This is a genomic window from Rhizobium sp. AN5, assembly GCF_900215255.1.
In the GTDB taxonomy this organism is placed as follows: Bacteria; Pseudomonadota; Alphaproteobacteria; order Rhizobiales; family Rhizobiaceae; genus Agrobacterium; species Agrobacterium tumefaciens.
Genome location: NZ_OCMJ01000004.1, coordinates 2,428,953 through 2,452,549, shown reverse-complemented (window position 1 = coordinate 2,452,549; position 23,597 = coordinate 2,428,953). Strand labels below are relative to the sequence as shown.

Sequence of the window (23,597 nt, the reverse complement as noted above, 5' to 3'; positions counted from 1 at the left end):
TCTCGAGAGCACCCAGCCGATGTCCCTGCCTTCTGCCGAAAACCGCTTCGGTGCATTCCGGCATAGTTCCTATCGCCGTTTTTTCAGCGCCCGGTTTTTTTCGGCCTTCGCAATCCAGATCGTCAGCGTTTCCGTGGGCTGGCAGATGTATGAGGTCACCGGCAATGCCTTTTATCTCGGCTTGATCGGTCTTTTCCAGTTTCTGCCATCGTTGCTTTTGATCCTTGTCACTGGAACGGTGGCGGACAGGCACAATCGCCGGCGCATCATGTCCGTATGCCTCCTGATCGCGGCCGGTTGCGCGGCGGCTCTGCTTGGCCTGACACTGGCACACAGCTTTTCTCCCTGGCCGGTCTTTGCCATTCTCGTCGTGTTCGGCATTGAGCGGGCTTTCATGGGGCCGGCGGTGCAATCGCTGGCTCCCAATCTTGTGCCTGTCGAGGATTTGCCGAACGCCATCGCCTGGAACTCCTCTTCATGGCAGATGGCGTCCATTCTCGGTCCCGTCGCCGGTGGCCTGCTTTATGGTCTCGGCGCTTCCGTGGCCTATAGCGTGGCGCTCGTGCTGTTCATCGTGTCCGCTATGCTGGCGGTGACGATCCGCAAACCGGAGCAACGGGGTCCGGCGAAAGCGATCAGCCTCGAGACCATGCTGGCTGGGTTCAAATTCATCTCGCAGGAAAAAGTCGTTCTCGGGGCCATCTCGCTCGATCTTTTTGCCGTGTTGCTCGGCGGCGCTGTCGCCCTGATGCCGATTTTCGCCAAGGAAGTGCTGACACTCGGGCCTTGGGGGCTTGGGCTTCTGCGCGCGGCACCCGGTATCGGCGCCATAACCGTCGCGGTCATTCTGGCGTTCAGGCCCATCCGCCACCATGCCGGCCTGCTGATGTTCGTCGGTGTCGGGTTTTTCGGCATTTCCACTGTGGTGTTCGGACTTTCTCAAACCGCATGGGTGTCTATTGCCGCATTGGTGGTCATGGGCGCATCGGACATGGTATCGGTCTATGTGCGGGAAACGCTGATTGCGCTCTGGACGCCGGATGAGGTTCGCGGGCGCGTGAATGCGGTGAACATGGTGTTTGTCGGGGCGTCCAACGAGCTGGGCGAGTTCCGTGCCGGCACCATGGCCCATGTCGTCGGTGCCGTGCCAGCCGTCGTCATCGGCGGGGCGGGCACGCTTGCAGTTGCGGTCATCTGGGCACTCGGCTTTTCGAAGCTGCGCAGGATCGACAATCTCGACGCACCACGCTGACGCTGACGCGCCTCAGCGCTGCGGTTTGCCTTCGAAAACCAGATCAAGGAAATTGCCAAGCCAGGACCGGAGCGGTGTGTCGAACAACATGCGCCCCTCCAGATGCTGGCTGCCGACCTGCGCATTGGGCATGCCGAAGCGCTGTGCGCCACGCACCACCCAGCTGTGCATCATCGCGCGGGTCAGTTCTGCGTGAAATTGCAGGCCCCAGGCGTTTTTTCCGTATCTGTAAGCCTGGTTGGGATAGGTTTCACCGGATGCCAGAAGCTCCGCTCCCCGCGGCAGATCGAACCCTTCGCGGTGGAAATGATAGACCATCTTCGGCCAATGCGGCATCAGCAATCGCCCGTGTTCGGTCGCATGAAGCGGATACCAGCCGATCTCCACCTTGCCTTCACGGTCGGCCTCCACTTTACCACCCAGATGTTTGGATAGCATTTGTGCGCCGAGGCAGATGCCGAGAAAGGGTTTGTTTTCCTTCAGCGGCACTTTCAGCCAGTCAATTTCGGCTTTGATGTAGTCATGCGGGTCGTTGGCGCTCATCGGGCCGCCGAAGATGATGGCGCCCGCATGTTTCTCCAGCGTTTGCGGCAGATCGTCTCCAAGCGCGGGGCGCCTTATATCCAGCCGATAGCCTTTTTCCACCAGCATCTGGCCGACGCGGCCGGGCGTGGAACGTTCCTGATGCAGGACGACGAGCAGCGAAGGTTGTTTTCTCTGTTGCCTGGAGGGGTCAAACAGCATCGTCTTCGTTTTCGCTTTCTTCAGCGGGTCCGGACCTGGTGGCGGCCTGCTGACGTTGCAGAACCCTGTCGCGGACAGAAACACCCAGGAGATCGGCTACACGCCAAATCACATGGTCTTCCATCTCGCTTCGTTCGCCGTCAGCGTAAACAATATCCCAGAGTATGCCAATAAGCTCCACGCGCTGCTCTTCATCGAGATGGCGGCGGATATCGGTGGTGAAACGGTAATAGTCGACGGCTTCCTTGCCGGCCTCCTGGCCGGCGGCAAGAAGCGCGTCCAGCTTACCGGCATCGAGATGATAATAGTAGTGGAGGATCTCACGAAGGCGATCACGCTCGCTTTTGGAGACCGTGCCGTCCGCTTCCATCACCTGAAAACAGAGGGCGGCCACCGCGACCCTCAGATCATCGGGGCTGAATTCATCCGCATGCTGGCCAACGAGGTTTTGAATAAACGACTGGATCTGGTTGAACATCGATAGCCTGTCAGAAGAGTTTTAGCCGGGTTTTGGGTTCGGCTTCCACGCCGGGTTTCTTGACGCCAGGATCATCCGGTGCACCACCGAAAAATGGCACCGGTTCCGTCCTCGCATCCGCTGGCCTGGCTTCCACCGGCACTTCATTTGTTGCCGGCTTTTTCTCCTTCGGGGCAGATACGTCCGGCTTGATCTCGATTGGCGCGGGTTTTGTCACAACAATGGGCTGAGGTGCCACTTCAACAACGATCGGGGTCGGAGCCTGTTCGGCCCTTGCCGGTGCTGCCGCAATCGCATTTTCGATTGTCAGGTCTTCGACGGGTCCTTCAAGCTGGCCAAAAGGCGCTTTCCACTCGAACGCGTCGAGACGGCCTGTCACGGGCGAAACCGGAAGCCATTTTTCCGAAGTGACACCATCTGCCACCCAGACGGGATCACGCGGTGCGCGCAGCGCCTGCGCCATCCAGTAACGCACCCGTCCCTGATCGCCGGTTTCGGCTTCCTCGATGTCGGCCATCAGCAGGAAGATGCTTTCACGCGGCTCGATCCGGGCGGCAGCTTCCGCCTTGGTCCTCGCCTTGGCAAATTCCTTGGCGTCGAGAGCTGCCTGAGCCACGGCAAACAGGGATTCGATGTTGTTGGGTTTCAGGCTCTCAAGCCGTTCGGCACGTTTAAGGCGATCGATGGCCGTATCGCCGCTGCGCGCCCGAACATAGAGATCGGCGATCTGCGAATGGGGATCGTTCTTCCATACCGGTTCCAGAACCGCTGCGGCCTTGCGCAGATTGTCTTCGCGCAGATAGGATTTTGCTGCGATCAATGCTGCGGGCACAAGGCTTTTTGCAAGCTTGAGGGCTTGTTTTGCGTCTTCGCGCGCACCCACCGGGTCGCTCTCCAGTTTTTCACCGGCCTTTGCGGTAAGAAGCACAGCTTTCAGCCGCTCAGCCTCGCCGCGTTGGATGACGCCTGCTGCTTTTTGCTGGTCGAGCAGGCGGATCGCGTCATCCCACTCGCCGTTGCGGCAGCGGGTTTCCAGCGTCGCCTGTGCTGCCCAGGGCAGGTAAGGGGCTTTTTCGGCTGCGTCCTCGGCATATTGCTGGGCCGCTTCATGGGCTCCCTGTCGGCGCGCCTCGATATAAAGGCCGCGAAGGCCAAGTTCGCGGGTTTCGGGATCGCGGGCCATCGCTTCGAATTTGCGCCGCGCCTCGTCATATTTGCCTTCGATGAGATCGGCCTGCGCATCGAGCAGGTGGATCAGCGGCTCCTGATCAGCACTGAGAAGCCCCTGCGTGCGGGCCGTCATCTTGCGGGCCAGAATGGCGTTGCCGGCGCCGGCGGCGATGAGGCCGGTGGAGAGCGCCTGATAACCGCGGTCGCGCTTGCGGGCGCGAAAATAGCGCCGTGCCGCATTCGGCGATGTCCATATGGTATTGACGACCCACCAGACCAGCATGACGGCCGCAACCAGTGCGGCAACGATGGAAGCGGCGACCATCAGGCTCATTTCGATCAGCTGGCCCTGCCAGACGATGGAAAGGACACCGGGCCTATCCGCCAGCCAGGAGAAACCGAAACCGAGCGCCAGAACGATGAGGACGAAAGTCAGAATTCTGGTCATGCCTTACCCCTGCTTGCCGGTGCTGGTGATGGCGCGGTTTAACGTGCCTCCCACCAGGTTTTCGACCTCGATGCGCGCATCCAGAGATTTTTTATAGTCGGCGGATGCTGTCTTGGCGGCCTCGGGAAGCCCATTCCATTCAAGTGCCGCACCCTGCAGGTCTCCGTTGCGCAACTTGTTTTCCATGCGCGCGATCATGGCGTCGGGGGTCTCGCCTTCGATGTTTCCGACGGGGCGGACCTTCACCAGCGACAAGGCGCTTTCCGTTAGACGTTCCATGATGCCCTGATTGGGGTCGGGCCGATTGATCGCCGAGAGCATCGTATTGGCGACGTCGGGGAATTTCTGCATCAGCTCCGAGCGCGACGGCACGCCGGTTGCGGCAAAGGACTGCAAGGATGCGATTGCCGGATCGTCCGGGGTTACCTTAGACAATGTGTCAAGTTCAGTGAGGAACGGCCCACCGCGATCGATCGCGGCTTTCAGTGCAGCCGACGCAATGGCGCGGGCGACTTCGATATCGTCGCGCGGTTCATTGATCTTGGTTTCCGCGTCAGTCAGGCGGCGTGTCAGCTCCGCCGTTGCTGAGGCCTGCGCGGAACGCTCTGACGTGAGCGCGGATTCCAGCGCGGTTATTTTTTCCGAAAGTGCGTCCACCTGCGGGGCTTCGCCCTTTGCGCCCTCAAGAGCGGCGATGCGCTGTTCCAGCGCTGAGGTATCCCCTCCTGCCGCTGGAACATTGGCAAGCTGCTGACGCAGGCTCCCTAGCTCGGTTCTCAATGCGGCAATCTCATCGCTTCCGGTCTTGCTCACATTAAACGAGGGCAAAATGCCGGCATATTGCATGCTGCCGGCAGCTGCGAGCGCCACGAGGCCACCCACGATACCCGCCGCGATCGCACCGGAGGTTGCCGCCTGTTTGCGCTCGGGTTGCTGTGGCGTGGATGGCTTGGCCGGTCCGGATGATGACGCGCCTGTCGATGGCTTTGCACCAGTAGTCGCGCTTCCGGATGCTGCGGACGAGGATGTGGAAGCAAAAGTCGCAGGCTTTGCGCCCGCCGCGGAAGCGGATGCGGCGCTTGCGTCAGTCGCGTTGGTCACCGGTTTCGCTTCGGCTTTTGGCGACGCTGTCTCGGGCTGTTTGTCCGCAGGTTTTTCCACCTGGGGCTTGCCGGTTGCCGGTTCCGCCTTGTGAACGTTCGGTGCAGGCTCCATGGGTGTTTTATGCGTCTGTTCCCAGACGGGAGCCGGGCTGGACGTTTCGGCCGCTTCTGGCTTGTGAGGAACGTTTGGCTGAGCTGCTGCCGGTGTCGTCTCGCCGGTCTTGTCATCAGTCTTCGCAGCATCCACGTCGGCGGAAATTGCTTTCACGTCTTTTGCGTCCAGGTCGATGGTGACCGGTTCGGCGTTGGACTTGGAGTGGCGTGGCGGCTTTCCCGATACCATGACAACCTCATTTCTGCCTGCAATAGTCTAAACCTAGTCAGTGACGGCGGCAAAGGAAAGAGGCGAGCCTGAATTAGGTTCCAGACTTTCGCTGGAGAAGTTCAAACATGGCTGCCTCGTTTGCCCCTTCGGCGGCTGCGGCGTTCGCGCGGAAGATTTCCGGAACCAGTGAAAGCACATTGCGGCTGATGCAGACGAATTGCGTGGTGGTCAGCGCCGCCACATATTTTTCCGACGATGCGTGGCGGAAAAAGGCCCGTGCGGCTTCCGACGAATAGAGCAGGACCACATCGGCGGCTGTCTTCACAAGTGCTGTTTCGAGCATATCGTCTGAAAGATCTGACGGCTGCATTTCGTAACAATCGACGGTCCGGAAAGAAATTCCCGCAGCGGCAATGCCGTCCTCGAACACGGCGCCTCGCGGCGTGCCGGCAAGATAGAGCAATGGATCTGTGCTCTCCGTTAGGGGGCGATGCTCCGCGACAAGCCCGGCGAGAGCCACCGCATCGCCGGATCCGGTGAGGACGTTTTGGAAGCCGATTTCCCTCGCCGCTTCCGCGGTCGCCTCGCCGACAGCGAAAAGCGGTTTCGAAAGATGGGGCGCAAGTCGGTGGCGGAAATCTCTAAGCGCCCGAACGGCCTCGGCGCTGGTCACGGCGATGGCCGAGAGCGGCTCCGATAGCGCTGATATGGCGCGCTCGCCGTGATGGACGGGATGAAACAGCGGAAGAAGCACCGGCTTGTGACCGAGGGCTTCAAGCTTTGCGGCCGTCTTTTCGCCCGAACGAAGCGGCCGGGTGACGACGATCCGCATCGGCTCAGCTCCAGCCGTCGAAGAAGTTGCTGCCTGCCCTGGCGCGCACGTCTTCACCGGCCTTGCGACCCAAGTCCTCGGCATCCTTTCGAGCCCCGGAAATCTCGACGCTGTGGCTCGTCTGTCCGTCCGGTGTGAGGATCAGGCCGTAGAAATGAAGTTCCTCGCCGTGGCAGGTAGCAAAGCCTGCAATCGGGGTGCGACAGGAACCATCGAGGGCGGCCAGAAAGGCGCGCTCGCAGGTAACGGCATCGTAGGTGGGTATGTCGTTGATAGGTGAGAGCAACTCGTCCATGCGTGTGTCGCCAATACGACTCTCGACGCAGATCGCGCCCTGCGCGGGGGCTGGCGGAAAATCCTTCGGGTCGAGAATGTCCGTCGGGACGTTCTCCATGCCCAGCCGTTTCAGGCCGGCAAAGGCGAGAAGCGTGGCATCCGCCTGGCCTTCCTCCAGTTTGCGCAGCCGGGTTTCGACCTGGCCGCGAAAGATGATGACGCTCAGGTCCGGACGCAGGCGGCGGATCAGCGCTTGGCGGCGCAAGGATGCGGAGCCGACAACGGCGCCCTGCGGTAGTTCCAGAAGCTTCGGTGCGGTGCGGCCAATGAAGGCGTCGCGCATATCCTCGCGCGGCAGGAAAGCGGAAAGATAAAGGCCCTTCGGCAAAACGGTCGGCATGTCCTTGGAGGAATGCACGGCAATATCGAGCTCGCCGGAAAGAAGTTGGCTCTCCAGTTCTTCCGTGAACAGGCCCTTGCCGCCGATCTCCGACAAAGCGCGGTCTGTTATCCGGTCACCCTTGGTGGAAAGCACGACGATTTCGAACATATCTTCCGGCAGACCGTGTGCCGACATCAGCCGGTTACGCGTCTCGTAAGCCTGTGCGAGCGCCAGAGGGCTGCCGCGCGTGCCGATTCGGAAAGGTTTTGTTTGCATCCGCGTCTATCCATTGTTACCGGAGTTGTCTTAGACTAACTCAGCGCATGATCGCAATGAACGAACAGAATTGATGACCCCCTTTCTTCGTATCCTCGGCATAGAGACAAGCTGTGACGAAACCGCTGCATCCATTGTGGTTCGGCATGCGGACGGACGTGGCGAGATCGTGTCCGACGTCGTTTTGTCGCAGCTTGAGGAACACAGCGCCTATGGCGGCGTGGTGCCCGAAATTGCTGCCCGCGCCCATGTCGAGGCGCTGGACACGCTGGTGGAAGAAGCGCTGGAACAGGCGGGTGTCACCCTTGCTGATGTCGATGCCATCGCGGCCACATCCGGTCCCGGCCTCATTGGCGGTCTGCTGGTGGGCCTGATGACCGGCAAGGCGATTGCGATGGCTGCAGACAAGCCGCTTTACGCCATCAACCATCTCGAAGGCCATGCGCTGACGGCGCGTCTGACCGACGGTCTTTCCTTCCCCTATCTGATGCTGTTGGTCTCCGGCGGCCACACCCAGCTCGTGCTGGTTCGCGGTGTGGGTGAATACGAGCGCTGGGGCACCACCATTGATGACGCGCTTGGGGAAGCCTTCGACAAGACTGCGAAGCTTCTGGGATTGCCCTATCCCGGCGGGCCTGCGGTTGAAAAGGCAGCAGCGAAAGGCAACCCTGACCGTTTTGCACTGCCGCGCCCGATGGTCGGCGAGACGAGACTCGATTTTTCCTTCTCCGGTCTGAAGACGGCAGTGCGGCAGGCGGCAACCGCGATAGCTCCGCTTTCGGATCAGGATATTGCCGATATCTGCGCCTCCTTCCAGAAGGCGGTGTCACGCACGCTCAAGGACCGTATCGGCCGTGGCCTTGCCCGCTTTAAGGAAGAGTTTCCGCATCTCGAGACGGAGCCCGCTTTGGTCGTGGCCGGCGGCGTTGCCGCCAATACGGAAATCCGCCAAACCCTCCAGGCACTTTGTGATGCCCACGGGTTCCGCTTTGTCGCACCGCCGCACCGGCTCTGCACCGACAATGCCGCGATGATTGCCTGGGCCGGGCTGGAGCGAATGGCGTGCGGCCGGGAACCCGATGCGCTGGAGATCGCGCCGCGCTCGCGCTGGCCGCTTGATGGCAGCGCGGAGACATTGATCGGTTTCGGCAAAAGGGGAGCCAAGGCCTGATGCAGCGGGAGAAAATCGTCGTCATCGGCGCTGGCGCCTTCGGAACCGCGCTCGCCGTCGTCATCGCGCTGGAGAACCGGCATGACGTGACCCTGCTCGGCCGTGATGCGTCCCTGATGGCCGATCTTAGGGCTGATCGTATTCACGAGGCTGTCCTGCCGGGTGTCGACCTGCCGGACGCGCTGGAATTTTCCGTTGAGCCGGATGTACTGGCCGATGCAGGCATCGTGTTGTTTGCCATGCCCTCTCAGGCCCATGCCGATGCGGCGCGCCATTACGGTCCTTATCTGGCTAATGATTGTATCATCGTTACCTGCGCCAAGGGCATCGACCGGGTGTCCGGCCGGCTGCTGACGGAACTTCTGGAAGCGGAACTGCCGCATCATCCAATCGCCGTTCTCTCCGGTCCGGGTTTTGCGGCCGATATCGCGCGCGGACTGCCGACGGCGATGGCGATAGCGGCGGAAGACGCTGTCATCGCCGAGCGGCTGGCGACCACGATTTCCGGCAGAACCTTCAGGCTTTATGCCTCGACCGACCGCACGGGCGTGCAGCTTGGCGGCGCGCTGAAGAATGTGCTCGCCATTGCCGCCGGCATCGTTGAAGGTGCGGGCCTCGGCGATTCCGCACGGGCGGCGTTGATTTCGCGGGGGCTTGCCGAGATGTCGCGTCTGGTCGTCGCCATGGGCGGCAAGGCCGATACGGTGCGCGGTCTTTCCGGCCTTGGCGATCTCGTGCTGACCGCCACAAGCCACCAGTCGCGAAACCTGCGTTTCGGCATCGCGCTTGGCCGGGGCGAAGGCAAGGACATGTCCGGCGGGCTGGTGGAGGGCGCCTTTGCGGCAGCCGTTGCCGCCCGGCTCGGCGAACATCACGCTGTCGACATGCCGGTGACCGAGGCGGTTGCGGCCATCATCGACGGCAATCTGGACGTGGCGAGCGCCATGCAACAATTGATGACACGGCCCATCACCACTGAATGAGTGTGGCCTTCGAATAGTTTTTACGCATGTCCTGGTTCCAAAACCGCTTACACTTTTGGGAGACATGCGCCAGCGAGGAGACGAAAATGCTGTTTGCCTTTATCTGCAAAGACAAGCCCGGCCATCTGAACGTGCGCATGGACACGCGCCCGGCTCATCTGGAGCACCTGAACAAGTTGAACGCCGAAGGCACGCTGAAGATTGCTGGACCGTTTCTGGATGCCGAAGGCAAGCCGAATGGCAGCCTTGTCATCGTGGAAGCTACCGATATCGACGCGGCTAAGGCCCTTGCCGATGCCGATCCCTATGCAAAGGCCGGCCTGTTCGAAAGCGTGGATGTGAAGCCCTATAACTGGGTCTTCAACAATCCGGGGGCGTGACCGGCCATGGCGAATTACTGGCTTTACAAGTCTGAGCCGTTCAAATGGTCCTGGGAAATGCAGAAGGCCAAGGGCGAGGCCGGCGAAGAATGGACTGGCGTGCGCAATTATCAGGCCCGCAACAACATGCGCGCCATGAAAATCGGCGACAAGGGTTTTTTCTACCACTCGAATGAAGGGCTTGATGTCGTCGGCATCGTCGAAGTCTGCGCCCTTTCGCACCCGGATTCGACCGCAGAGGGCGATCTGAAGTGGGATTGCGTGGATATCCGCGCCGTTTGCGACATGCCGAAACCGGTTTCGCTGAAGGATGTGAAGGCCAATCCGAAACTCGAAAAGATGTCGCTGGTCACCTCCATGCGGCTTTCGGTGCAGCCGGTGACGGAAGAGGAATATCTCGAAGTCTGCCGCATGGGTGGCCTTTCCAATCCACCGAAATCTCCGGACTGAGCTTTCGGTGAGGACCGATCCCGAACGCTTCATTCTCGACAATACCGGCATCATGCATCCACCACATGTGCCGGAATTGCGCCTTCATCTTGCGACCGAAGCCCATGAGCTGTGGCTGAAGACGGAGGAGGAGCTGGAAGAGATCGGCCTGCCGCCGCCATTCTGGGCCTTCGCCTGGGCTGGCGGACAGGGGCTTGCCCGCTACATTCTCGATCATCCTGAAAATGTCTCCGGCAAACGTGTGCTGGATTTCGCCAGCGGTTCCGGACTGGTCGCCATTGCCGCCGCAAAGGCGGGCGCCGCGGCTGTTTTAGCCGCCGATATCGATCCCTGGACGGAAACGGCCATTCGGCTGAATGCGGCTCTCAATGGTGTGGCCATCGATTTTACCGGCCGCAATCTGGTTGGGACGCCGGTTGAGGCGGATGTTCTGCTGGCGGGCGACGTGTTTTATGATCGCGCCTTTGCAGATCTCCTCGTGCCGTGGTTTCTGGAACTGGCGGATAGAGGCGTGACCGTACTCATCGGCGATCCGGGGCGGGCCTATCTGCCCAAACAACGTCTTTACGCCGAGGCGACCTATCAGGTGTCGGTAACGCGGGCTCTGGAAGACAGTGAAGTCAAAAAGACCACCGTCTGGCGTTTTGTCTGATTATATCAGGGCCTGATGATGCAGACGCCGTGCTGATAATCGCAGGCGTCGCCTGCCGTTTCGGCGCGGACGTTGATGATTTTCGCCTTCGGTGCCAGCTGCGCGCCCATATTGACGGTTGCGCCTTGTCGCGAAAGCCCACCATTGATCGCGAAATAATTGCCGTTCCCGCGGACCCTCAAGGCGGATATTCCACCCACATAAGTGCCGCCGGAAAGGGTGGAGGGCAGTCCGTCCGTGGAGAAGCTCAACTGCGACTGACGATGCTGATAATGGTGGCGACTGTAAAAATCACCTGCCGCGCTAGGAGGCAGTGCCGTGAAAATAATGCCTGCAGTCATCACCGCCAGAGCTGCGATTCGACGCTGTAACATGAGCCTCATTCTCCGGATTTTTTCGGTTAACGAATAGTAAATTACATGATTTCGAAATTACGTAAAGGTAAATATTTTGAAGGCGTAAATCTTGGAAATGCTCGTTTTTTTATTTTCGAGCAAAAAAATTCCAAAAAAAATTCGTGAACCAATCGATTAAATTGGAATCGGTCATGAAATGTGCTTGTCGTGATGCTCCCATGTGATTAAACGTCGCGGTTGGTGCAATGCACATTCTTTCGTCATGTGCTGTTGCTTGGGGGCGCCCGATCTGACGGGTGCACGGGAAAACGCCGCGAGGTTCTGATGGCGAACGTGACAAATAACCGGCCTCTGTCGCCGCATCTTCAAATTTACAAGCCGATTCCGACGATGGTCGCATCCATCGTGCACCGCATCACGGGTGCGGCGCTTTATTTCGGAACGCTTCTTGTCGCCTGGTGGCTTATCGCACTTGCTTCCGGCCCTGCCTATTACGACTGGGTCAGCTGGGCAATGGGTACGATCATCGGCAAGCTTATCCTGATCGGATATACCTGGGCTCTCGTTCACCACATGCTGGGCGGCCTTCGCCACTTCATGTGGGATCTCGGCCATGGCTTCGAGAAGAACTTCAACACGAAACTCGCCAAGGCGACCTTTGTAGCGTCGATCTGTCTGACCGCGCTGATCTGGGTCATTGCCCTGATCGTGCGCTAAGGAGATAGCCTGTCATGGATATGCGTACACCTCTCGGAAAGGTTCGTGGCCTCGGCTCCGCCAAGGAAGGCACCGACCATTTCTGGCGCCAGCGCCTGACGGCCGTCGCCAACGTACCCTTGCTGATCTTCTTCGTGGTCTTTCTCATCAAATATGCCGGCGCTCCCTATCCGGAAGTTGCGGCGGCGCTTTCCAACCCGCTCGTTGCGGTCATCATGGGTCTGGTGCTGGTTTCCGGCCTCATTCACATGAAGCTCGGCATGCAGGTCATCATCGAAGACTACGTTCACGGCGAGGTTTCGAAGCTCGTTCTTCTGATGCTCAATACGTTTTTCGCGGTTCTCATTGGCGGTCTTTGCATCTTCGCCATTCTGAAAATCGCATTCGCAGGATAAATCGGCCATGGCATCGATCAGTTCACCTTCCCAGAATGGCAAGGCTTACACCTACGTCGATCACTCCTATGACGTGATCGTGGTGGGTGCCGGCGGCGCGGGTCTGCGCGCAACGCTCGGCATGGCGGAACAGGGGTTCCGCACGGCCTGCATCACCAAGGTTTTCCCGACGCGCTCCCACACGGTCGCGGCGCAGGGCGGCATCGCCGCTTCGCTCACCAACATGACGCCTGACTGTTGGCAGTGGCACCTTTACGACACCGTAAAGGGCTCTGACTGGCTGGGCGACGTCGACGCGATGCAATATCTTGCCATGGAAGCGCCGAAAGCGGTCTATGAGCTGGAGCATTATGGCGTGCCCTTCTCGCGCAATGCCGAAGGCAAGATCTACCAGCGCCCGTTTGGCGGCCATATGCAGAACTACGGCGAAGGCCCGCCGGTGCAGCGCACCTGTGCCGCTGCCGACCGTACCGGCCACGCCATTCTGCACACGCTTTACGGCCAGTCGCTGCGCAACAATGCGGAATTCTTCATCGAATATTTCGCGCTCGATCTCATCATGTCGGCAGATGGCCATTGCACGGGCGTCGTTGCGTGGAACCTTGATGACGGCACAATCCATCGCTTCTCCGCCAAGATGGTGGTGCTGGCGACCGGTGGTTACGGCCGCGCCTATTTCTCGGCAACGTCTGCCCATACCTGCACCGGCGACGGCGGCGGTATGATCGCACGTGCCGGCCTGCCGCTTCAGGATATGGAATTCGTTCAGTTCCACCCGACCGGCATTTACGGCGCAGGCTGCCTGATCACCGAAGGCGCGCGCGGCGAGGGCGGTTATCTCGTCAACTCCGAAGGCGAGCGCTTCATGGAGCGTTATGCTCCTTCGGCGAAGGACCTTGCTTCGCGTGACGTGGTGTCTCGCTGCATGACCATGGAAATCCGCGAGGGTCGTGGCGTCGGCAAGAACAAGGACCACATCTTCCTGCATCTCGATCACCTTGATCCGGCGATCCTGCACGAGCGTCTTCCGGGCATTTCCGAAAGTGCCAAGATTTTCGCCGGCGTTGACGTGACGCGCGAGCCGATCCCGGTCCTGCCGACCGTTCACTACAATATGGGCGGCATTCCGACCAACTATTGGGGCGAAGTGCTGAACGCCAACGCCGAGAACCCGGAACGCATCGCTCCCGGCCTGATGGCCGTTGGCGAAGCCGGTTGCGCCTCGGTTCACGGCGCGAACCGCCTCGGCTCCAACTCGCTGATCGACCTTGTGGTCTTCGGCCGCGCTGCCGCCATCCGTGCAGCCCAGGTCATAGACCGCGATGCGCCGGTTCCGGCTCTCGACACTGCCGCCTGCGACAAGATCATGGATCGCTTCGACAGCCTGCGTTATGCCAACGGGTCGACGCCGACGGCGGTGCTGCGCGACAAGATGCAGCGCGCCATGCAGGACGATGCCGCCGTATTCCGCACACAGGAATCGCTGGAAAGCGGTTGCCAGCGCATTTCCGCCATCTGGAAGGAACTGCCTGACGTCAAGGTTACCGACCGTTCAATGGTCTGGAACTCCGATCTGGTGGAGACGCTCGAGCTGCACAATCTGATGGCCAACGCGATCACCACGGTCTACGGCGCGGAAGCGCGCAAGGAAAGCCGCGGTTCGCATGCCCGTGAGGATTTCGTCGATGGTCCGTTCGGCGGTCGCGACGACGTGAACTGGCGCAAGCACACGCTTGCCTGGGTCAGCCCCGAAGGTGATGTCAAGCTCGACTACCGCCCTGTTCACACCGACCTGATCGCCGACGGCATCGATCCGAAAAAGATCGAGCCGAAGGCTCGCGTCTACTGATTTGAGGAACTGGATATGGTTGAACTCGCTCTCCCCAAGAATTCCCAGATCAGCGAAGGCAAAGTCTGGCCGAAGCCGGATGGTGCCAAGAACGTTCGCGAATACCGAATCTATCGCTGGAACCCGGATGACGGCCAGAACCCGCGCATCGATACCTATTATATCGATATCGACGATTGCGGGCCGATGGTTCTCGATGCGCTTTTGTACATCAAGAACAATATCGACCCGACGCTGACGCTGCGCCGCTCCTGCCGTGAAGGCATTTGCGGTTCCTGCGCCATGAACATCGACGGCACCAACACGCTCGCCTGCACCAAGGGCATGGAAGAGATCAAGGGAACGGTGAAGGTCTATCCGCTGCCGCATATGCCAGTGGTGAAGGACCTCGTTCCGGATCTGTCGAACTTCTACGCGCAGCACCGCTCCATCGAGCCGTGGCTGAAGACGGTTTCGCCGACGCCTGCCAAGGAATGGAAGCAGAGCCATGAAGACCGCCTGAAGCTCGACGGTCTCTACGAGTGCATTCTGTGCGCCTGCTGCTCCACTTCCTGTCCCAGCTACTGGTGGAACGGCGACCGTTACCTCGGCCCCGCCGTTCTGCTGCAGGCCTATCGCTGGCTGATTGACAGCCGCGACGAAGCAACCGGCGAACGTCTTGACGATCTCGAAGATCCGTTCCGTCTTTATCGCTGCCACACCATCATGAACTGCGCGCAGGCTTGCCCGAAGGGTCTCAACCCGGCCAAGGCGATCGCGGAAATCAAGAAGATGATGGTCGAGCGTCGCGTCTGAAGACGATTCGTTTGGACAGAAAATCTATCGGGCCGCGGTTTGGACTGCGGCCCTTTTTTACAACCGGGCGCGGGAAATTTCGGTAAAAATCGACCGAAATGGTAATTATCCCAGCCATCGCTTGCGCAAGATAAGGCTTTGGTAATAATTCAGCCTTCTTGTTTGATCATGGTCTTTCCGGAAGCGAGAGAATCGGGAGCTTGATATGCAATTCAGATATGTGGTGACGGGTCTTGCGGTTGTAATGAGCCTGGCCGGTTGCCAACGTACCTCCTACGATTACAACAACACCAGCAACAATCCCGGTTATACGCCGCCGTTGCAGGCACAGCCGGTTCCCTCCGTTCAGTCTGGCGCCCTGCCGCCACCCGGTGGTGCTTCCGGCGGTCAGTTCCCGTCGGCACCCGCTTCTGCGACGCCTGGCGGCACTGATATGGCGTCTGCCGCTCCGCCGACAACGGCGCTTGATGTCACCAAGGAATCCATGGTTGGCAACTGGCGCGTTTCCAATGGCGGCGCCAATTGCGACATGTTCCTGACGCTCACCAATCTCGGCAGCGGTTCTCGTGGCGGCACGCGTGGTTGCTCCGGCGAACTCACGGCGATGGGGTCCTGGGAAGTGTCCGGCAAGATGGTCCTCTTCAAGAACCGTTCCGGCGATACGATCGGCCGCGTCTACAAGAGCGCCGATGCGCGCTTTGACGGCACGACCAATAGCGGCCAGCCGCTGAGCCTGAGCCGATAGAGCATTTCCGGTGCATCCGGATCGCCTTGCCTGTTCCAAGCCATTCCATTCGTCGCGGGCGTCTGTCCGCGACCGGGGCGCTTTTCCATGAAGCCATTGCCTGACTACAACCATAGTGTCGTTGAACAGCTCAACGCATTGACGGCAGCTGGCACCTTGCAGGCGGATGCCGCACAACGCGGCGTTGCTGCCCATCTCGACCGTATCCTTGCCGATTTGAAAGCGCGCAAACCCGCCAGGAAAAAAAGCGCACTTGGCTGGATGTTCGCTCGTAAGGCTGGCCCGGCCGCCTTCGTCAAGGGATTGTATGTCCATGGCAGCGTTGGCCGCGGCAAGACGATGCTGATGGACATGTTCTACGAGATGGCGCCTGTCTCTTCCAAACGGCGCTGCCATTTTCACGAATTCATGGCTGATGTCCATAATCGCGTGCACGCGCATCGGCAGAAGCTCAAGAATGGCGAAACCAAGCAGGCCGATCCCATTCCGCCAGTGGCAGCCCAGCTTCTGGCGGAAGCGGAGCTTCTTTGCTTCGATGAGTTCACCGTCACGGATATTGCCGATGCGATGATCCTCGCCCGGCTGTTCAGCGAGCTTTTTGCCAATGGCTGCACATTGGTGACGACCTCCAACGTTGTGCCCGACAATCTTTACAAGGACGGGCTTAATCGCGGTCTGTTTCTGCCCTTCGTCGATTTGCTGAAGAAGCATGTGGAAGTGGTGACGCTGGACAGTCCCACCGACTACCGCATGGAAAAGCTGGAAAGCCTGCCGGTTTATGTGACGCCACTCGACGGTGCGGCGGATCAGGCGATGGATATGGCCTGGCGGCACATGACCGGCGGCCATCTTGTCGCACCGACGGAAATACCGATGAAGGGCCGCTCCATTCTGGTGCCGCGCGCCAGCGGCCGTGTGGCCCGCTTTTCCTTCTCCGACCTTTGCGAAAAGCCGCTCGGCGCTTCTGATTTTCTCGCGATAGCCAATCGTTTCGATACAGTCTTCATCGACCACATACCGTTTCTCAATGCCGACAAACGGAACGAAACCAAGCGTTTTATCATTCTCATAGACGCGCTGTACGATCACAGCGTCCGCCTGTTCGCCTCCGCTGCGGCCATGCCCGAAGACCTGCTGGGCAAGCGCAAGGGTACCGAAGGTTTCGAGTTCGATCGCACCGCCTCGCGCCTGTTTGAGATGCGCAGTGCAGATTATCTGGCGCTCCACCACGAAAAGCGGCAGAAAGTTTGACACTTTCGTGACGCATTCTCTTACGTTTACGTAAGAAAATAATGATCTAAACGATTGAAAATATTCACACCAAAAGAATCTGTTGCCAATTTTGGCCAATGGGGCTAATCGAAGTGCGACAATTTGGCTGCCGGTGGCGTGGTGAAATTGAATTGAAGCTCTAGAGGAAGCATTCGATGGCTCGCAAAAAGATTGCACTTATTGGTTCTGGCATGATCGGCGGCACGCTGGCGCATCTCGCCAGCCTGAAGGAACTGGGCGATATCGTCCTCTTCGATATTGCCGACGGCATCCCGCAGGGCAAAGGTCTGGATATTGCCCAGTCCGGCCCGGTTGAAGGTTTCAATGCCAAGCTCACTGGCGCGTCCGACTACGCTGCCATCGAAGGTGCTGATGTCTGCATCGTCACCGCAGGCGTCGCCCGCAAGCCCGGCATGAGCCGCGACGATCTTCTCGGCATCAATCTCAAGGTCATGGAACAGGTCGGCGCCGGCATCAAGAAATATGCCCCGAACGCTTTCGTCATCTGCATCACCAACCCGCTGGACGCCATGGTCTGGGCGCTTCAGAAGTTCTCCGGTCTTCCGAAGAACAAGGTCGTCGGCATGGCCGGCGTTCTCGACAGCGCTCGCTTCCGCCTGTTCCTCGCCGAAGAGTTCAACGTTTCGGTTCAGGACGTAACGGCATTCGTTCTCGGCGGCCATGGCGATACGATGGTGCCTTTGGCGCGTTACTCCACCGTTGGCGGCATTCCGCTGACCGATCTTGTCAAGATGGGCTGGCTCACCGCCGAGCGTCTCGAAGAGATCATCCAGCGCACCCGCGACGGCGGTGCGGAAATCGTCGGCCTGCTGAAGACCGGCTCGGCCTATTACGCGCCAGCCGCTTCGGCGATCGAAATGGCTGAATCCTACCTCAAGGACAAGAAGCGCGTTCTGCCCGCCGCTGCCCATCTGTCGGGCCAGTACGGTGTAGACGATATGTATGTCGGCGTGCCCACGATCATCGGTGCCGGTGGTATCGAGCGCATCATCGAGATCGAGCTGAACAAGGACGAAGAAGCCGCCTTCCAGAAGTCCGTCGGCGCTGTCGCCGGTCTTTGCGAAGCCTGCATCAACATCGCTCCGTCGCTGAAGTAATAGCCTGACGCATCGGCGCAAAACCGGATTGGATTTTAGCAAGGCACGATGCGTAGATTCAACAGCTTGAAGCGCCCTGCGTCAGATAAGGATGCAGGGCGCTTCAAGCGGCTCCAAACAGGGATTATTCCATGAATATTCACGAATATCAGGCCAAGGCTCTTCTGAAGGGCTATGGTGCGCCGGTCGCTGAAGGCGTCGCCATCCTCAAGGTTGAAGAAGCCGAAGCCGCCGCAAAGCAGCTTCCCGGCCCGCTCTATGTCGTCAAGAGCCAGATTCACGCTGGCGGCCGCGGCAAGGGCAAATTCAAGGAACTCGGCCCCGACGCCAAGGGCGGCGTTCGTCTCGCAAAGACGATCGAAGAAGTCGTTTCCCATTCCAAGGATATGCTCGGCAACACGCTGGTAACGGCGCAGACGGGCGATGCCGGCAAGCAGGTCAACCGCCTTTACATCGAAGACGGTGCGGATATCGCCCGCGAGCTTTACTGCTCGCTGCTGGTGGATCGCTCGGTCGGTCGCGTTGCTTTCGTGGTTTCCACCGAAGGCGGCATGGATATCGAAGCTGTTGCCCACGACACGCCCGAGAAGATCCACACCATCGCCATCGACCCGGAAACGGGTGTGAGCGACGCCGACGTTGCCGCGATCTCCAAGGCGCTCGAGCTCGAGGGTGTTGCTGCGGAAGACGCCAAGGCGCTGTTCCCGATCCTCTACAAGGCCTTCAACGAGAAGGACATGGCTCTCCTCGAGGTTAACCCGCTGATCGTCATGGAAAATGGTCATCTGCGCGTTCTCGACGCCAAGATGTCCTTCGACGGCAACGCGCTGTTCCGCCATGACGACGTCAAGGCGCTGCGCGACGAGACCGAAGAAGACGCCAAGGAAATCGAAGCCTCCAAGTGGGACCTCGCTTACGTTGCGCTCGATGGTAACATCGGCTGCATGGTCAATGGTGCCGGTCTCGCCATGGCGACGATGGACATCATCAAGCTTTACGGCAAGGAGCCGGCAAACTTCTGTGACGTCGGCGGCGGCGCCGGCAAGGAGAAGGTTGCTGCAGCTTTCAAGATCATCACGGCCGACCCGAAGGTCGAGGGCATCCTCGTCAACATCTTCGGCGGCATCATGAAGTGCGACGTCATCGCCGAAGGTGTTATCGCCGCGGTGAAGGAAGTCGGTTTGCAGGTTCCGCTCGTTGTTCGCCTCGAAGGCACCAACGTCGAACTTGGCAAGAAGCTCCTGAACGAATCGGGCCTTGCGATTACGGCTGCTGACGACCTGGACGACGCAGCCAAGAAGATCGTCGCGGCGATCAACGGCTAATTGAGGGACCGGAAATAATGTCTATTCTCGTTAATAAAGACACCAAGATCCTCGTTCAGGGTCTGACCGGCAAGACCGGTACCTTCCACACCGAACAGGCGCTTGCTTATTACGGCACGCAGATGGTCGGTGGTATTCACCCGAAGAAGGGTGGAGAAACCTGGACCGGTTCCAAGGGCGAAAGCCTGCCGATCTTTGCAACGGTTGCCGAAGCCAAGGAAAAGACCGGTGCAGACGCATCCGTGATCTATGTTCCGCCGGCAGGTGCAGCCGACGCCATCATCGAAGCCATCGAGGCTGAGATCCCGTTCATCACCTGCATCACCGAAGGTATTCCGGTGATGGACATGGTGCGCGTCAAGGCTCGCCTCGACCGTTCGAACTCGCGCCTGCTCGGCCCCAACTGCCCGGGCATCATGACGCCTGAGGAATGCAAGATCGGCATCATGCCGGGCTCCATCTTCCGCAAGGGTTCGGTCGGTATCGTTTCGCGCTCCGGCACGCTGACCTATGAAGCCGTATTCCAGACATCCAACGAAGGCCTCGGCCAGACGACGGCTGTCGGCATCGGCGGCGACCCGGTCAAGGGCACCGAGTTCATCGACGTCCTGGAAATGTTCCTGGCCGACGAAGCCACGCAGTCGATCATCATGATCGGCGAAATCGGCGGTTCGGCTGAAGAAGATGCGGCACAGTTCCTGATCGACGAAGCCAAGAAGGGCCGCAGCAAGCCAATGGCTGGCTTTATCGCGGGCCGTACGGCTCCGAAGGGCCGCACCATGGGCCACGCCGGCGCTGTCGTTTCCGGCGGCAAGGGCGATGCGGAATCGAAGATCGCGGCAATGGAAGCTGCAGGCATCAAGGTATCGCCTTCCCCGGCGCGCCTCGGCAAGACGCTGGTTGAAGTCCTCAAGGGCTGAGACCACATGAGACCGGTAACGGGCGGTGCGGCTTTAACGCCACGCTGCCCGAAGCCGCAAAGAACGACAGACAGACGGCATACCGCTCCGGCGGCAGACAGCAATAATCAAGCGGCAGGCCGATAAACGGCCCTAACGGCATCGAGGAGGCGGACGGACAAGTCCGCAAGAACACAATGGCAAGGCAAGAAGCGAACGAGCAGTTTCAGATCACGTCGTTTCTGGACGGCGCGAATGCAGCCTATATCGAGCAGCTCTATGCCCGGTACGAAGAGGATCCCTCTTCCGTGTCGCCGGAGTGGCAGAGCTTCTTCAAGGCGTTGTCCGACAATCCGGAAGACGTGAAGAAGGCAGCCAAGGGCGCCTCCTGGAAACGCGCCAACTGGCCGATCCCGGCAAACGGCGACCTGGTATCCGCGCTTGATGGCAACTGGGCTACGGTCGAGAAGGCCATCGAGAAGAAGGTTCAGGCGAAAGCCGAGGCCAAGAGCGCCGATACCGGCAAGGCTGTCAGCCCGGCCGAAGTGCTTCAGGCGACTCGTGACAGCGTCCGCGCCATCATGATGATCCGCGCCTACCGCATGCGTGGCCATCTGCACGCCAAGCTCGACCCGCTCGGCATTGCCAGCGCCGTTGAGGACTATAACGAGCTTTCGCCGAAGTCCTATGGCTTCGAGGAAAGCGACTACGACCGCAAGATTTTCATCGATAACGTCCTCGGTCTCGAATATGCGACCGTGCGCGAAATGGTCGATATTCTCGAGCGCACCTATTGCTCGACGCTCGGCGTCGAATTCATGCATATGTCCAACCCGGAAGAAAAGGGCTGGATCCAGGAACGCATCGAAGGCCCGGACAAGGGTGTGGACTTCACGCCGGAAGGCAAGAAGGCCATTCTGTCCAAGCTCGTCGAAGCCGAAGGCTACGAGCAGTTCCTCGACGTGCGTTTCAAGGGCACCAAGCGTTTCGGCCTCGATGGCGGTGAATCGCTGATCCCTGCACTTGAGCAGATCATCAAGCGCGGCGGCCAGGACGGTCTGGAAGAAGTCGTGCTCGGTATGGCTCACCGCGGCCGTCTGAACGTTCTGACCAACGTGATGGGCAAGCCGCACCGCGCCGTGTTCCACGAGTTCAAGGGCGGTTCGTTCAAGCCTGATGACGTCGAAGGTTCCGGTGACGTGAAGTACCATCTCGGTGCCTCCTCTGACCGCGAATTCGACGGCAACAAGGTTCACCTCTCGCTGACGGCCAACCCGTCGCACCTTGAAATCGTCAACCCTGTCGTCATGGGCAAGGCCCGCGCCAAGCAGGACCAGCTTGCCAAGACATGGGACGGCGACATCATTCCGCTGTCGGAACGCGCCAAGGTGCTGCCGCTCCTGTTGCACGGCGATGCCGCTTTTGCGGGTCAGGGCGTGGTTGCCGAAATTCTCGGCCTCTCCGGCCTGCGCGGTCACCGCGTTGCCGGTACCATGCACTTCATCATCAACAACCAGATCGGCTTCACGACGAACCCGGCCTTCTCGCGCTCGTCGCCCTATCCGTCCGACGTTGCCAAGATGATCGAGGCGCCGATCTTCCACGTTAACGGTGATGATCCGGAAGCGGTGGTCTATGCGGCAAAGGTTGCAACCGAATACCGCATGAAGTTCCACAAGCCTGTCGTCATCGACATGTTCTGTTACCGTCGCTTCGGCCATAACGAAGGCGACGAGCCTGCGTTCACGCAGCCGAAGATGTACAAGGTCATCCGTGGCCACAAGACTGTCGCCCGCATCTATGCCGACCGCCTGATTGCGGAAGGTCTGATCACCGAAGGCGATTTCGAGAAGATCAAGGCCGATTGGCGCGCCCATCTCGAGCAGGAGTTCGAGGCAGGCCAGTCCTACAAGCCGAACAAGGCCGACTGGCTGGATGGTCAGTGGTCCGGTCTTCGCGCTGCCGACAATGCCGATGAGCAGCGTCGTGGCAAGACCGGCGTGCCGATGAAGCAGTTGAAGGAAATCGGCAAGAAGCTGTCGACCATTCCGGGAGGCTTCAGCGCACACCGCACAATCCAGCGCTTCATGGAAAACCGTGCTCAGATGGTCGAGACCGGCGAGGGGCTGGACTGGGCGATGGCAGAGGCTCTGGCCTTCGGTTCGCTGGTCGTAGACGGCCACAAGATCCGTCTGTCCGGTCAGGATTGCGAACGCGGCACCTTCTCGCAGCGCCACTCGGTTCTCTATGATCAGGAAACCGAAGAGCGTTACATCCCGCTTGCCAATCTTTCGCCGACGCAGGCCCGCTACGAAGTCATCAACTCGATGCTTTCGGAAGAAGCCGTTCTCGGTTTCGAATATGGCTATTCGCTTGCCCGCCCGAACGCCCTGACGCTCTGGGAAGCCCAGTTTGGCGACTTCGCCAACGGCGCCCAGGTGGTGTTCGACCAGTTCATCTCTTCGGGTGAACGCAAGTGGCTGCGCATGTCCGGTCTCGTCTGCCTTCTGCCGCATGGTTATGAAGGTCAGGGTCCGGAACATTCGTCCGCCCGTCTGGAACGCTGGTTGCAGATGTGCGCCGAGGACAACATGCAGGTTGCCAACGTCACGACGCCGGCTAACTACTTCCATATCCTGCGCCGCCAGATGAAGCGTGACTTCCGCAAGCCGCTGATCCTGATGACGCCGAAGTCCCTGCTGCGTCACAAGCGTGCCACCTCGTCGCTCGCGGAGCTTGCAGGCGAATCCTCCTTCCACCGTCTCCTGTGGGACGATGCGGAGGTCATCAAGGATGGTCCGATCAAGCTGCAGAAGGATTCGAAGATCCGCCGCGTCGTTATGTGCACGGGCAAGGTCTATTACGATCTGCTGGAGGAGCGTGAAAAGCGCGGTATCGACGACATTTACCTGCTGCGTGTCGAACAGCTCTATCCGTTCCCGGCCAAGGCGCTCATCAACGAGCTTTCCCGTTTCCGTAACGCGGAAATGGTCTGGTGCCAGGAAGAGCCGAAGAACATGGGTGCGTGGTCGTTCATCGATCCTTACCTTGAATGGGTTCTGGCGCATATCGACGCCAAGTACCAGAAGGTCCGTTACACGGGCCGTCCGGCTGCCGCCTCTCCGGCGACCGGCCTGATGTCCAAGCATCTGGCGCAGCTTGCTGCGTTCCTGGAAGACGCGCTGGGAGAGTGAGAACTCTCCC

General features: G+C 59.7%; 23 protein-coding genes. 16 read left to right on the top strand and 7 right to left on the bottom strand.

The window, feature by feature from the left end; translation table 11 throughout:
- The first annotated feature begins 19 nt into the window (after positions 1-19).
- Positions 20-1,252: an MFS transporter gene (locus CRP02_RS24655; RefSeq protein ID WP_097100942.1), complete on the top strand. Its 1,233-nt coding sequence runs from the start codon at positions 20-22 to the stop codon at positions 1,250-1,252.
- A 12-nt stretch (positions 1,253-1,264) separates the two neighbouring features.
- Here CRP02_RS24655 and CRP02_RS24650 read toward each other — a convergent pair whose 3' ends face one another.
- The 6 genes from CRP02_RS24650 to hemC all read right to left on the bottom strand — a co-directional run bounded on the left by CRP02_RS24650 (position 1,265) and on the right by hemC (position 7,286).
- On the bottom strand, positions 1,265-1,996 hold the full coding sequence (locus tag CRP02_RS24650) for a glutamine amidotransferase (protein WP_065659935.1): 732 nt from the start codon (positions 1,994-1,996) through the stop codon (positions 1,265-1,267).
- Positions 1,986-2,474 (bottom strand): TerB family tellurite resistance protein, encoded by a 489-nt coding sequence (locus tag CRP02_RS24645; protein WP_097172554.1) that lies wholly within the window; start codon positions 2,472-2,474, stop codon positions 1,986-1,988. The genes CRP02_RS24650 and CRP02_RS24645 overlap by 11 nt, the downstream gene beginning before the upstream one ends.
- A gap of 10 nt (positions 2,475-2,484) precedes the next feature.
- The gene (locus CRP02_RS24640; RefSeq protein ID WP_097172553.1) at positions 2,485-4,092 is read right to left on the bottom strand and encodes a heme biosynthesis protein HemY; all 1,608 of its coding nucleotides are present in this window, start codon (positions 4,090-4,092) and stop codon (positions 2,485-2,487) included.
- Positions 4,093-4,095: 3 nt separating this feature from the next.
- Positions 4,096-5,538 carry a COG4223 family protein gene (locus tag CRP02_RS24635; protein WP_097172552.1) on the bottom strand — a complete coding sequence of 481 codons (1,443 nt, stop codon included), beginning with the start codon at positions 5,536-5,538 and terminating at the stop codon, positions 4,096-4,098.
- Between the two features lie 73 nt (positions 5,539-5,611).
- Positions 5,612-6,352 (bottom strand): uroporphyrinogen-III synthase, encoded by a 741-nt coding sequence (locus CRP02_RS24630; protein WP_097172551.1) that lies wholly within the window; start codon positions 6,350-6,352, stop codon positions 5,612-5,614.
- A 4-nt stretch (positions 6,353-6,356) separates the two neighbouring features.
- Positions 6,357-7,286 carry a hydroxymethylbilane synthase gene (hemC, locus tag CRP02_RS24625; RefSeq protein ID WP_097172550.1) on the bottom strand — a complete coding sequence of 310 codons (930 nt, stop codon included), beginning with the start codon at positions 7,284-7,286 and terminating at the stop codon, positions 6,357-6,359.
- A gap of 73 nt (positions 7,287-7,359) precedes the next feature.
- On the opposite strand from hemC, the gene tsaD reads away from it, so the two are divergent.
- From tsaD to CRP02_RS24600, 5 genes are all read left to right on the top strand, one after another.
- On the top strand, positions 7,360-8,457 hold the full coding sequence (gene tsaD, locus CRP02_RS24620; RefSeq protein ID WP_097172549.1) for a tRNA (adenosine(37)-N6)-threonylcarbamoyltransferase complex transferase subunit TsaD: 1,098 nt from the start codon (positions 7,360-7,362) through the stop codon (positions 8,455-8,457).
- Positions 8,457-9,440, top strand: coding sequence for an NAD(P)H-dependent glycerol-3-phosphate dehydrogenase (locus tag CRP02_RS24615; RefSeq protein WP_013636892.1), 984 nt, complete (start codon positions 8,457-8,459; stop codon positions 9,438-9,440). Before tsaD ends, CRP02_RS24615 begins: the two co-directional genes overlap by 1 nt.
- 86 nt (positions 9,441-9,526) lie before the next feature.
- Positions 9,527-9,820, top strand: a complete 294-nt coding sequence (locus CRP02_RS24610) for a YciI-like protein (protein WP_097172548.1) — start codon at positions 9,527-9,529, stop codon at positions 9,818-9,820.
- A 6-nt stretch (positions 9,821-9,826) separates the two neighbouring features.
- Positions 9,827-10,270 carry an EVE domain-containing protein gene (locus CRP02_RS24605; protein WP_003516712.1) on the top strand — a complete coding sequence of 148 codons (444 nt, stop codon included), beginning with the start codon at positions 9,827-9,829 and terminating at the stop codon, positions 10,268-10,270.
- A gap of 7 nt (positions 10,271-10,277) precedes the next feature.
- Positions 10,278-10,922: a class I SAM-dependent methyltransferase gene (locus tag CRP02_RS24600; RefSeq protein WP_097172547.1), complete on the top strand. Its 645-nt coding sequence runs from the start codon at positions 10,278-10,280 to the stop codon at positions 10,920-10,922.
- Between the two features lie 5 nt (positions 10,923-10,927).
- Here CRP02_RS24600 and CRP02_RS24595 read toward each other — a convergent pair whose 3' ends face one another.
- A complete protein-coding gene (locus CRP02_RS24595; RefSeq protein WP_097172546.1) occupies positions 10,928-11,296 on the bottom strand; it encodes a hypothetical protein in 369 nt (122 codons plus the stop codon).
- A gap of 306 nt (positions 11,297-11,602) precedes the next feature.
- Between CRP02_RS24595 and sdhC the strand changes: the two genes are divergently transcribed.
- The 10 genes from sdhC (at position 11,603) to CRP02_RS24545 (ending at position 23,587) form a co-directional block, all read left to right on the top strand.
- Positions 11,603-11,995: a succinate dehydrogenase, cytochrome b556 subunit gene (sdhC, locus tag CRP02_RS24590; protein WP_013636889.1), complete on the top strand. Its 393-nt coding sequence runs from the start codon at positions 11,603-11,605 to the stop codon at positions 11,993-11,995.
- Positions 11,996-12,009: 14 nt separating this feature from the next.
- Positions 12,010-12,390 (top strand): succinate dehydrogenase, hydrophobic membrane anchor protein, encoded by a 381-nt coding sequence (sdhD, locus tag CRP02_RS24585; RefSeq protein WP_003516716.1) that lies wholly within the window; start codon positions 12,010-12,012, stop codon positions 12,388-12,390.
- A 7-nt stretch (positions 12,391-12,397) separates the two neighbouring features.
- Entirely contained in the window at positions 12,398-14,239 is a 1,842-nt protein-coding gene (sdhA, locus tag CRP02_RS24580; protein WP_097172545.1) for a succinate dehydrogenase flavoprotein subunit, read from the top strand.
- Positions 14,240-14,254: 15 nt separating this feature from the next.
- The gene (locus tag CRP02_RS24575) at positions 14,255-15,034 is read left to right on the top strand and encodes a succinate dehydrogenase iron-sulfur subunit (RefSeq protein ID WP_003516718.1); all 780 of its coding nucleotides are present in this window, start codon (positions 14,255-14,257) and stop codon (positions 15,032-15,034) included.
- 205 nt (positions 15,035-15,239) lie between these two features.
- Positions 15,240-15,779 (top strand): protease inhibitor Inh/omp19 family protein, encoded by a 540-nt coding sequence (locus CRP02_RS24570; RefSeq protein ID WP_097172544.1) that lies wholly within the window; start codon positions 15,240-15,242, stop codon positions 15,777-15,779.
- An 87-nt stretch (positions 15,780-15,866) separates the two neighbouring features.
- Positions 15,867-17,030 (top strand): cell division protein ZapE, encoded by a 1,164-nt coding sequence (gene zapE / locus CRP02_RS24565; protein ID WP_097172543.1) that lies wholly within the window; start codon positions 15,867-15,869, stop codon positions 17,028-17,030.
- Between the two features lie 176 nt (positions 17,031-17,206).
- A complete protein-coding gene (gene mdh / locus CRP02_RS24560; RefSeq protein ID WP_003516723.1) occupies positions 17,207-18,169 on the top strand; it encodes a malate dehydrogenase in 963 nt (320 codons plus the stop codon).
- 131 nt (positions 18,170-18,300) lie between these two features.
- Positions 18,301-19,494: an ADP-forming succinate--CoA ligase subunit beta gene (gene sucC, locus CRP02_RS24555; RefSeq protein WP_097172542.1), complete on the top strand. Its 1,194-nt coding sequence runs from the start codon at positions 18,301-18,303 to the stop codon at positions 19,492-19,494.
- A gap of 17 nt (positions 19,495-19,511) precedes the next feature.
- The gene (gene sucD / locus CRP02_RS24550; RefSeq protein ID WP_097172541.1) at positions 19,512-20,414 is read left to right on the top strand and encodes a succinate--CoA ligase subunit alpha; all 903 of its coding nucleotides are present in this window, start codon (positions 19,512-19,514) and stop codon (positions 20,412-20,414) included.
- 176 nt (positions 20,415-20,590) lie between these two features.
- Positions 20,591-23,587 carry a 2-oxoglutarate dehydrogenase E1 component gene (locus tag CRP02_RS24545; protein ID WP_097172540.1) on the top strand — a complete coding sequence of 999 codons (2,997 nt, stop codon included), beginning with the start codon at positions 20,591-20,593 and terminating at the stop codon, positions 23,585-23,587.
- Positions 23,588-23,597: the final 10 nt, after the last annotated feature.

Excerpts from the sequence above, each read along its gene's own strand:
- CRP02_RS24655 (WP_097100942.1), top strand. The coding sequence starts at position 20 with ATGTCCCTGCCTTCTGCCGAAAACCGCTTCGGTGCATTCCGGCATAGT.
- CRP02_RS24650 (WP_065659935.1), bottom strand. The coding sequence starts at position 1,996 with ATGCTGTTTGACCCCTCCAGGCAACAGAGAAAACAACCTTCGCTGCTC.
- CRP02_RS24645 (WP_097172554.1), bottom strand. The coding sequence starts at position 2,474 with ATGTTCAACCAGATCCAGTCGTTTATTCAAAACCTCGTTGGCCAGCAT.
- CRP02_RS24640 (WP_097172553.1), bottom strand. The coding sequence starts at position 4,092 with ATGACCAGAATTCTGACTTTCGTCCTCATCGTTCTGGCGCTCGGTTTC.
- CRP02_RS24635 (WP_097172552.1), bottom strand. The coding sequence starts at position 5,538 with ATGGTATCGGGAAAGCCGCCACGCCACTCCAAGTCCAACGCCGAACCG.
- CRP02_RS24630 (WP_097172551.1), bottom strand. The coding sequence starts at position 6,352 with ATGCGGATCGTCGTCACCCGGCCGCTTCGTTCGGGCGAAAAGACGGCC.
- hemC (WP_097172550.1), bottom strand. The coding sequence starts at position 7,286 with ATGCAAACAAAACCTTTCCGAATCGGCACGCGCGGCAGCCCTCTGGCG.
- tsaD (WP_097172549.1), top strand. The coding sequence starts at position 7,360 with ATGACCCCCTTTCTTCGTATCCTCGGCATAGAGACAAGCTGTGACGAA.
- CRP02_RS24615 (WP_013636892.1), top strand. The coding sequence starts at position 8,457 with ATGCAGCGGGAGAAAATCGTCGTCATCGGCGCTGGCGCCTTCGGAACC.
- CRP02_RS24610 (WP_097172548.1), top strand. The coding sequence starts at position 9,527 with ATGCTGTTTGCCTTTATCTGCAAAGACAAGCCCGGCCATCTGAACGTG.
- CRP02_RS24605 (WP_003516712.1), top strand. The coding sequence starts at position 9,827 with ATGGCGAATTACTGGCTTTACAAGTCTGAGCCGTTCAAATGGTCCTGG.
- CRP02_RS24595 (WP_097172546.1), bottom strand. The coding sequence starts at position 11,296 with ATGTTACAGCGTCGAATCGCAGCTCTGGCGGTGATGACTGCAGGCATT.
- sdhC (WP_013636889.1), top strand. The coding sequence starts at position 11,603 with ATGGCGAACGTGACAAATAACCGGCCTCTGTCGCCGCATCTTCAAATT.
- sdhD (WP_003516716.1), top strand. The coding sequence starts at position 12,010 with ATGGATATGCGTACACCTCTCGGAAAGGTTCGTGGCCTCGGCTCCGCC.
- sdhA (WP_097172545.1), top strand. The coding sequence starts at position 12,398 with ATGGCATCGATCAGTTCACCTTCCCAGAATGGCAAGGCTTACACCTAC.
- CRP02_RS24575 (WP_003516718.1), top strand. The coding sequence starts at position 14,255 with ATGGTTGAACTCGCTCTCCCCAAGAATTCCCAGATCAGCGAAGGCAAA.
- CRP02_RS24570 (WP_097172544.1), top strand. The coding sequence starts at position 15,240 with ATGCAATTCAGATATGTGGTGACGGGTCTTGCGGTTGTAATGAGCCTG.
- zapE (WP_097172543.1), top strand. The coding sequence starts at position 15,867 with ATGAAGCCATTGCCTGACTACAACCATAGTGTCGTTGAACAGCTCAAC.
- mdh (WP_003516723.1), top strand. The coding sequence starts at position 17,207 with ATGGCTCGCAAAAAGATTGCACTTATTGGTTCTGGCATGATCGGCGGC.
- sucC (WP_097172542.1), top strand. The coding sequence starts at position 18,301 with ATGAATATTCACGAATATCAGGCCAAGGCTCTTCTGAAGGGCTATGGT.
- sucD (WP_097172541.1), top strand. The coding sequence starts at position 19,512 with ATGTCTATTCTCGTTAATAAAGACACCAAGATCCTCGTTCAGGGTCTG.
- CRP02_RS24545 (WP_097172540.1), top strand. The coding sequence starts at position 20,591 with ATGGCAAGGCAAGAAGCGAACGAGCAGTTTCAGATCACGTCGTTTCTG.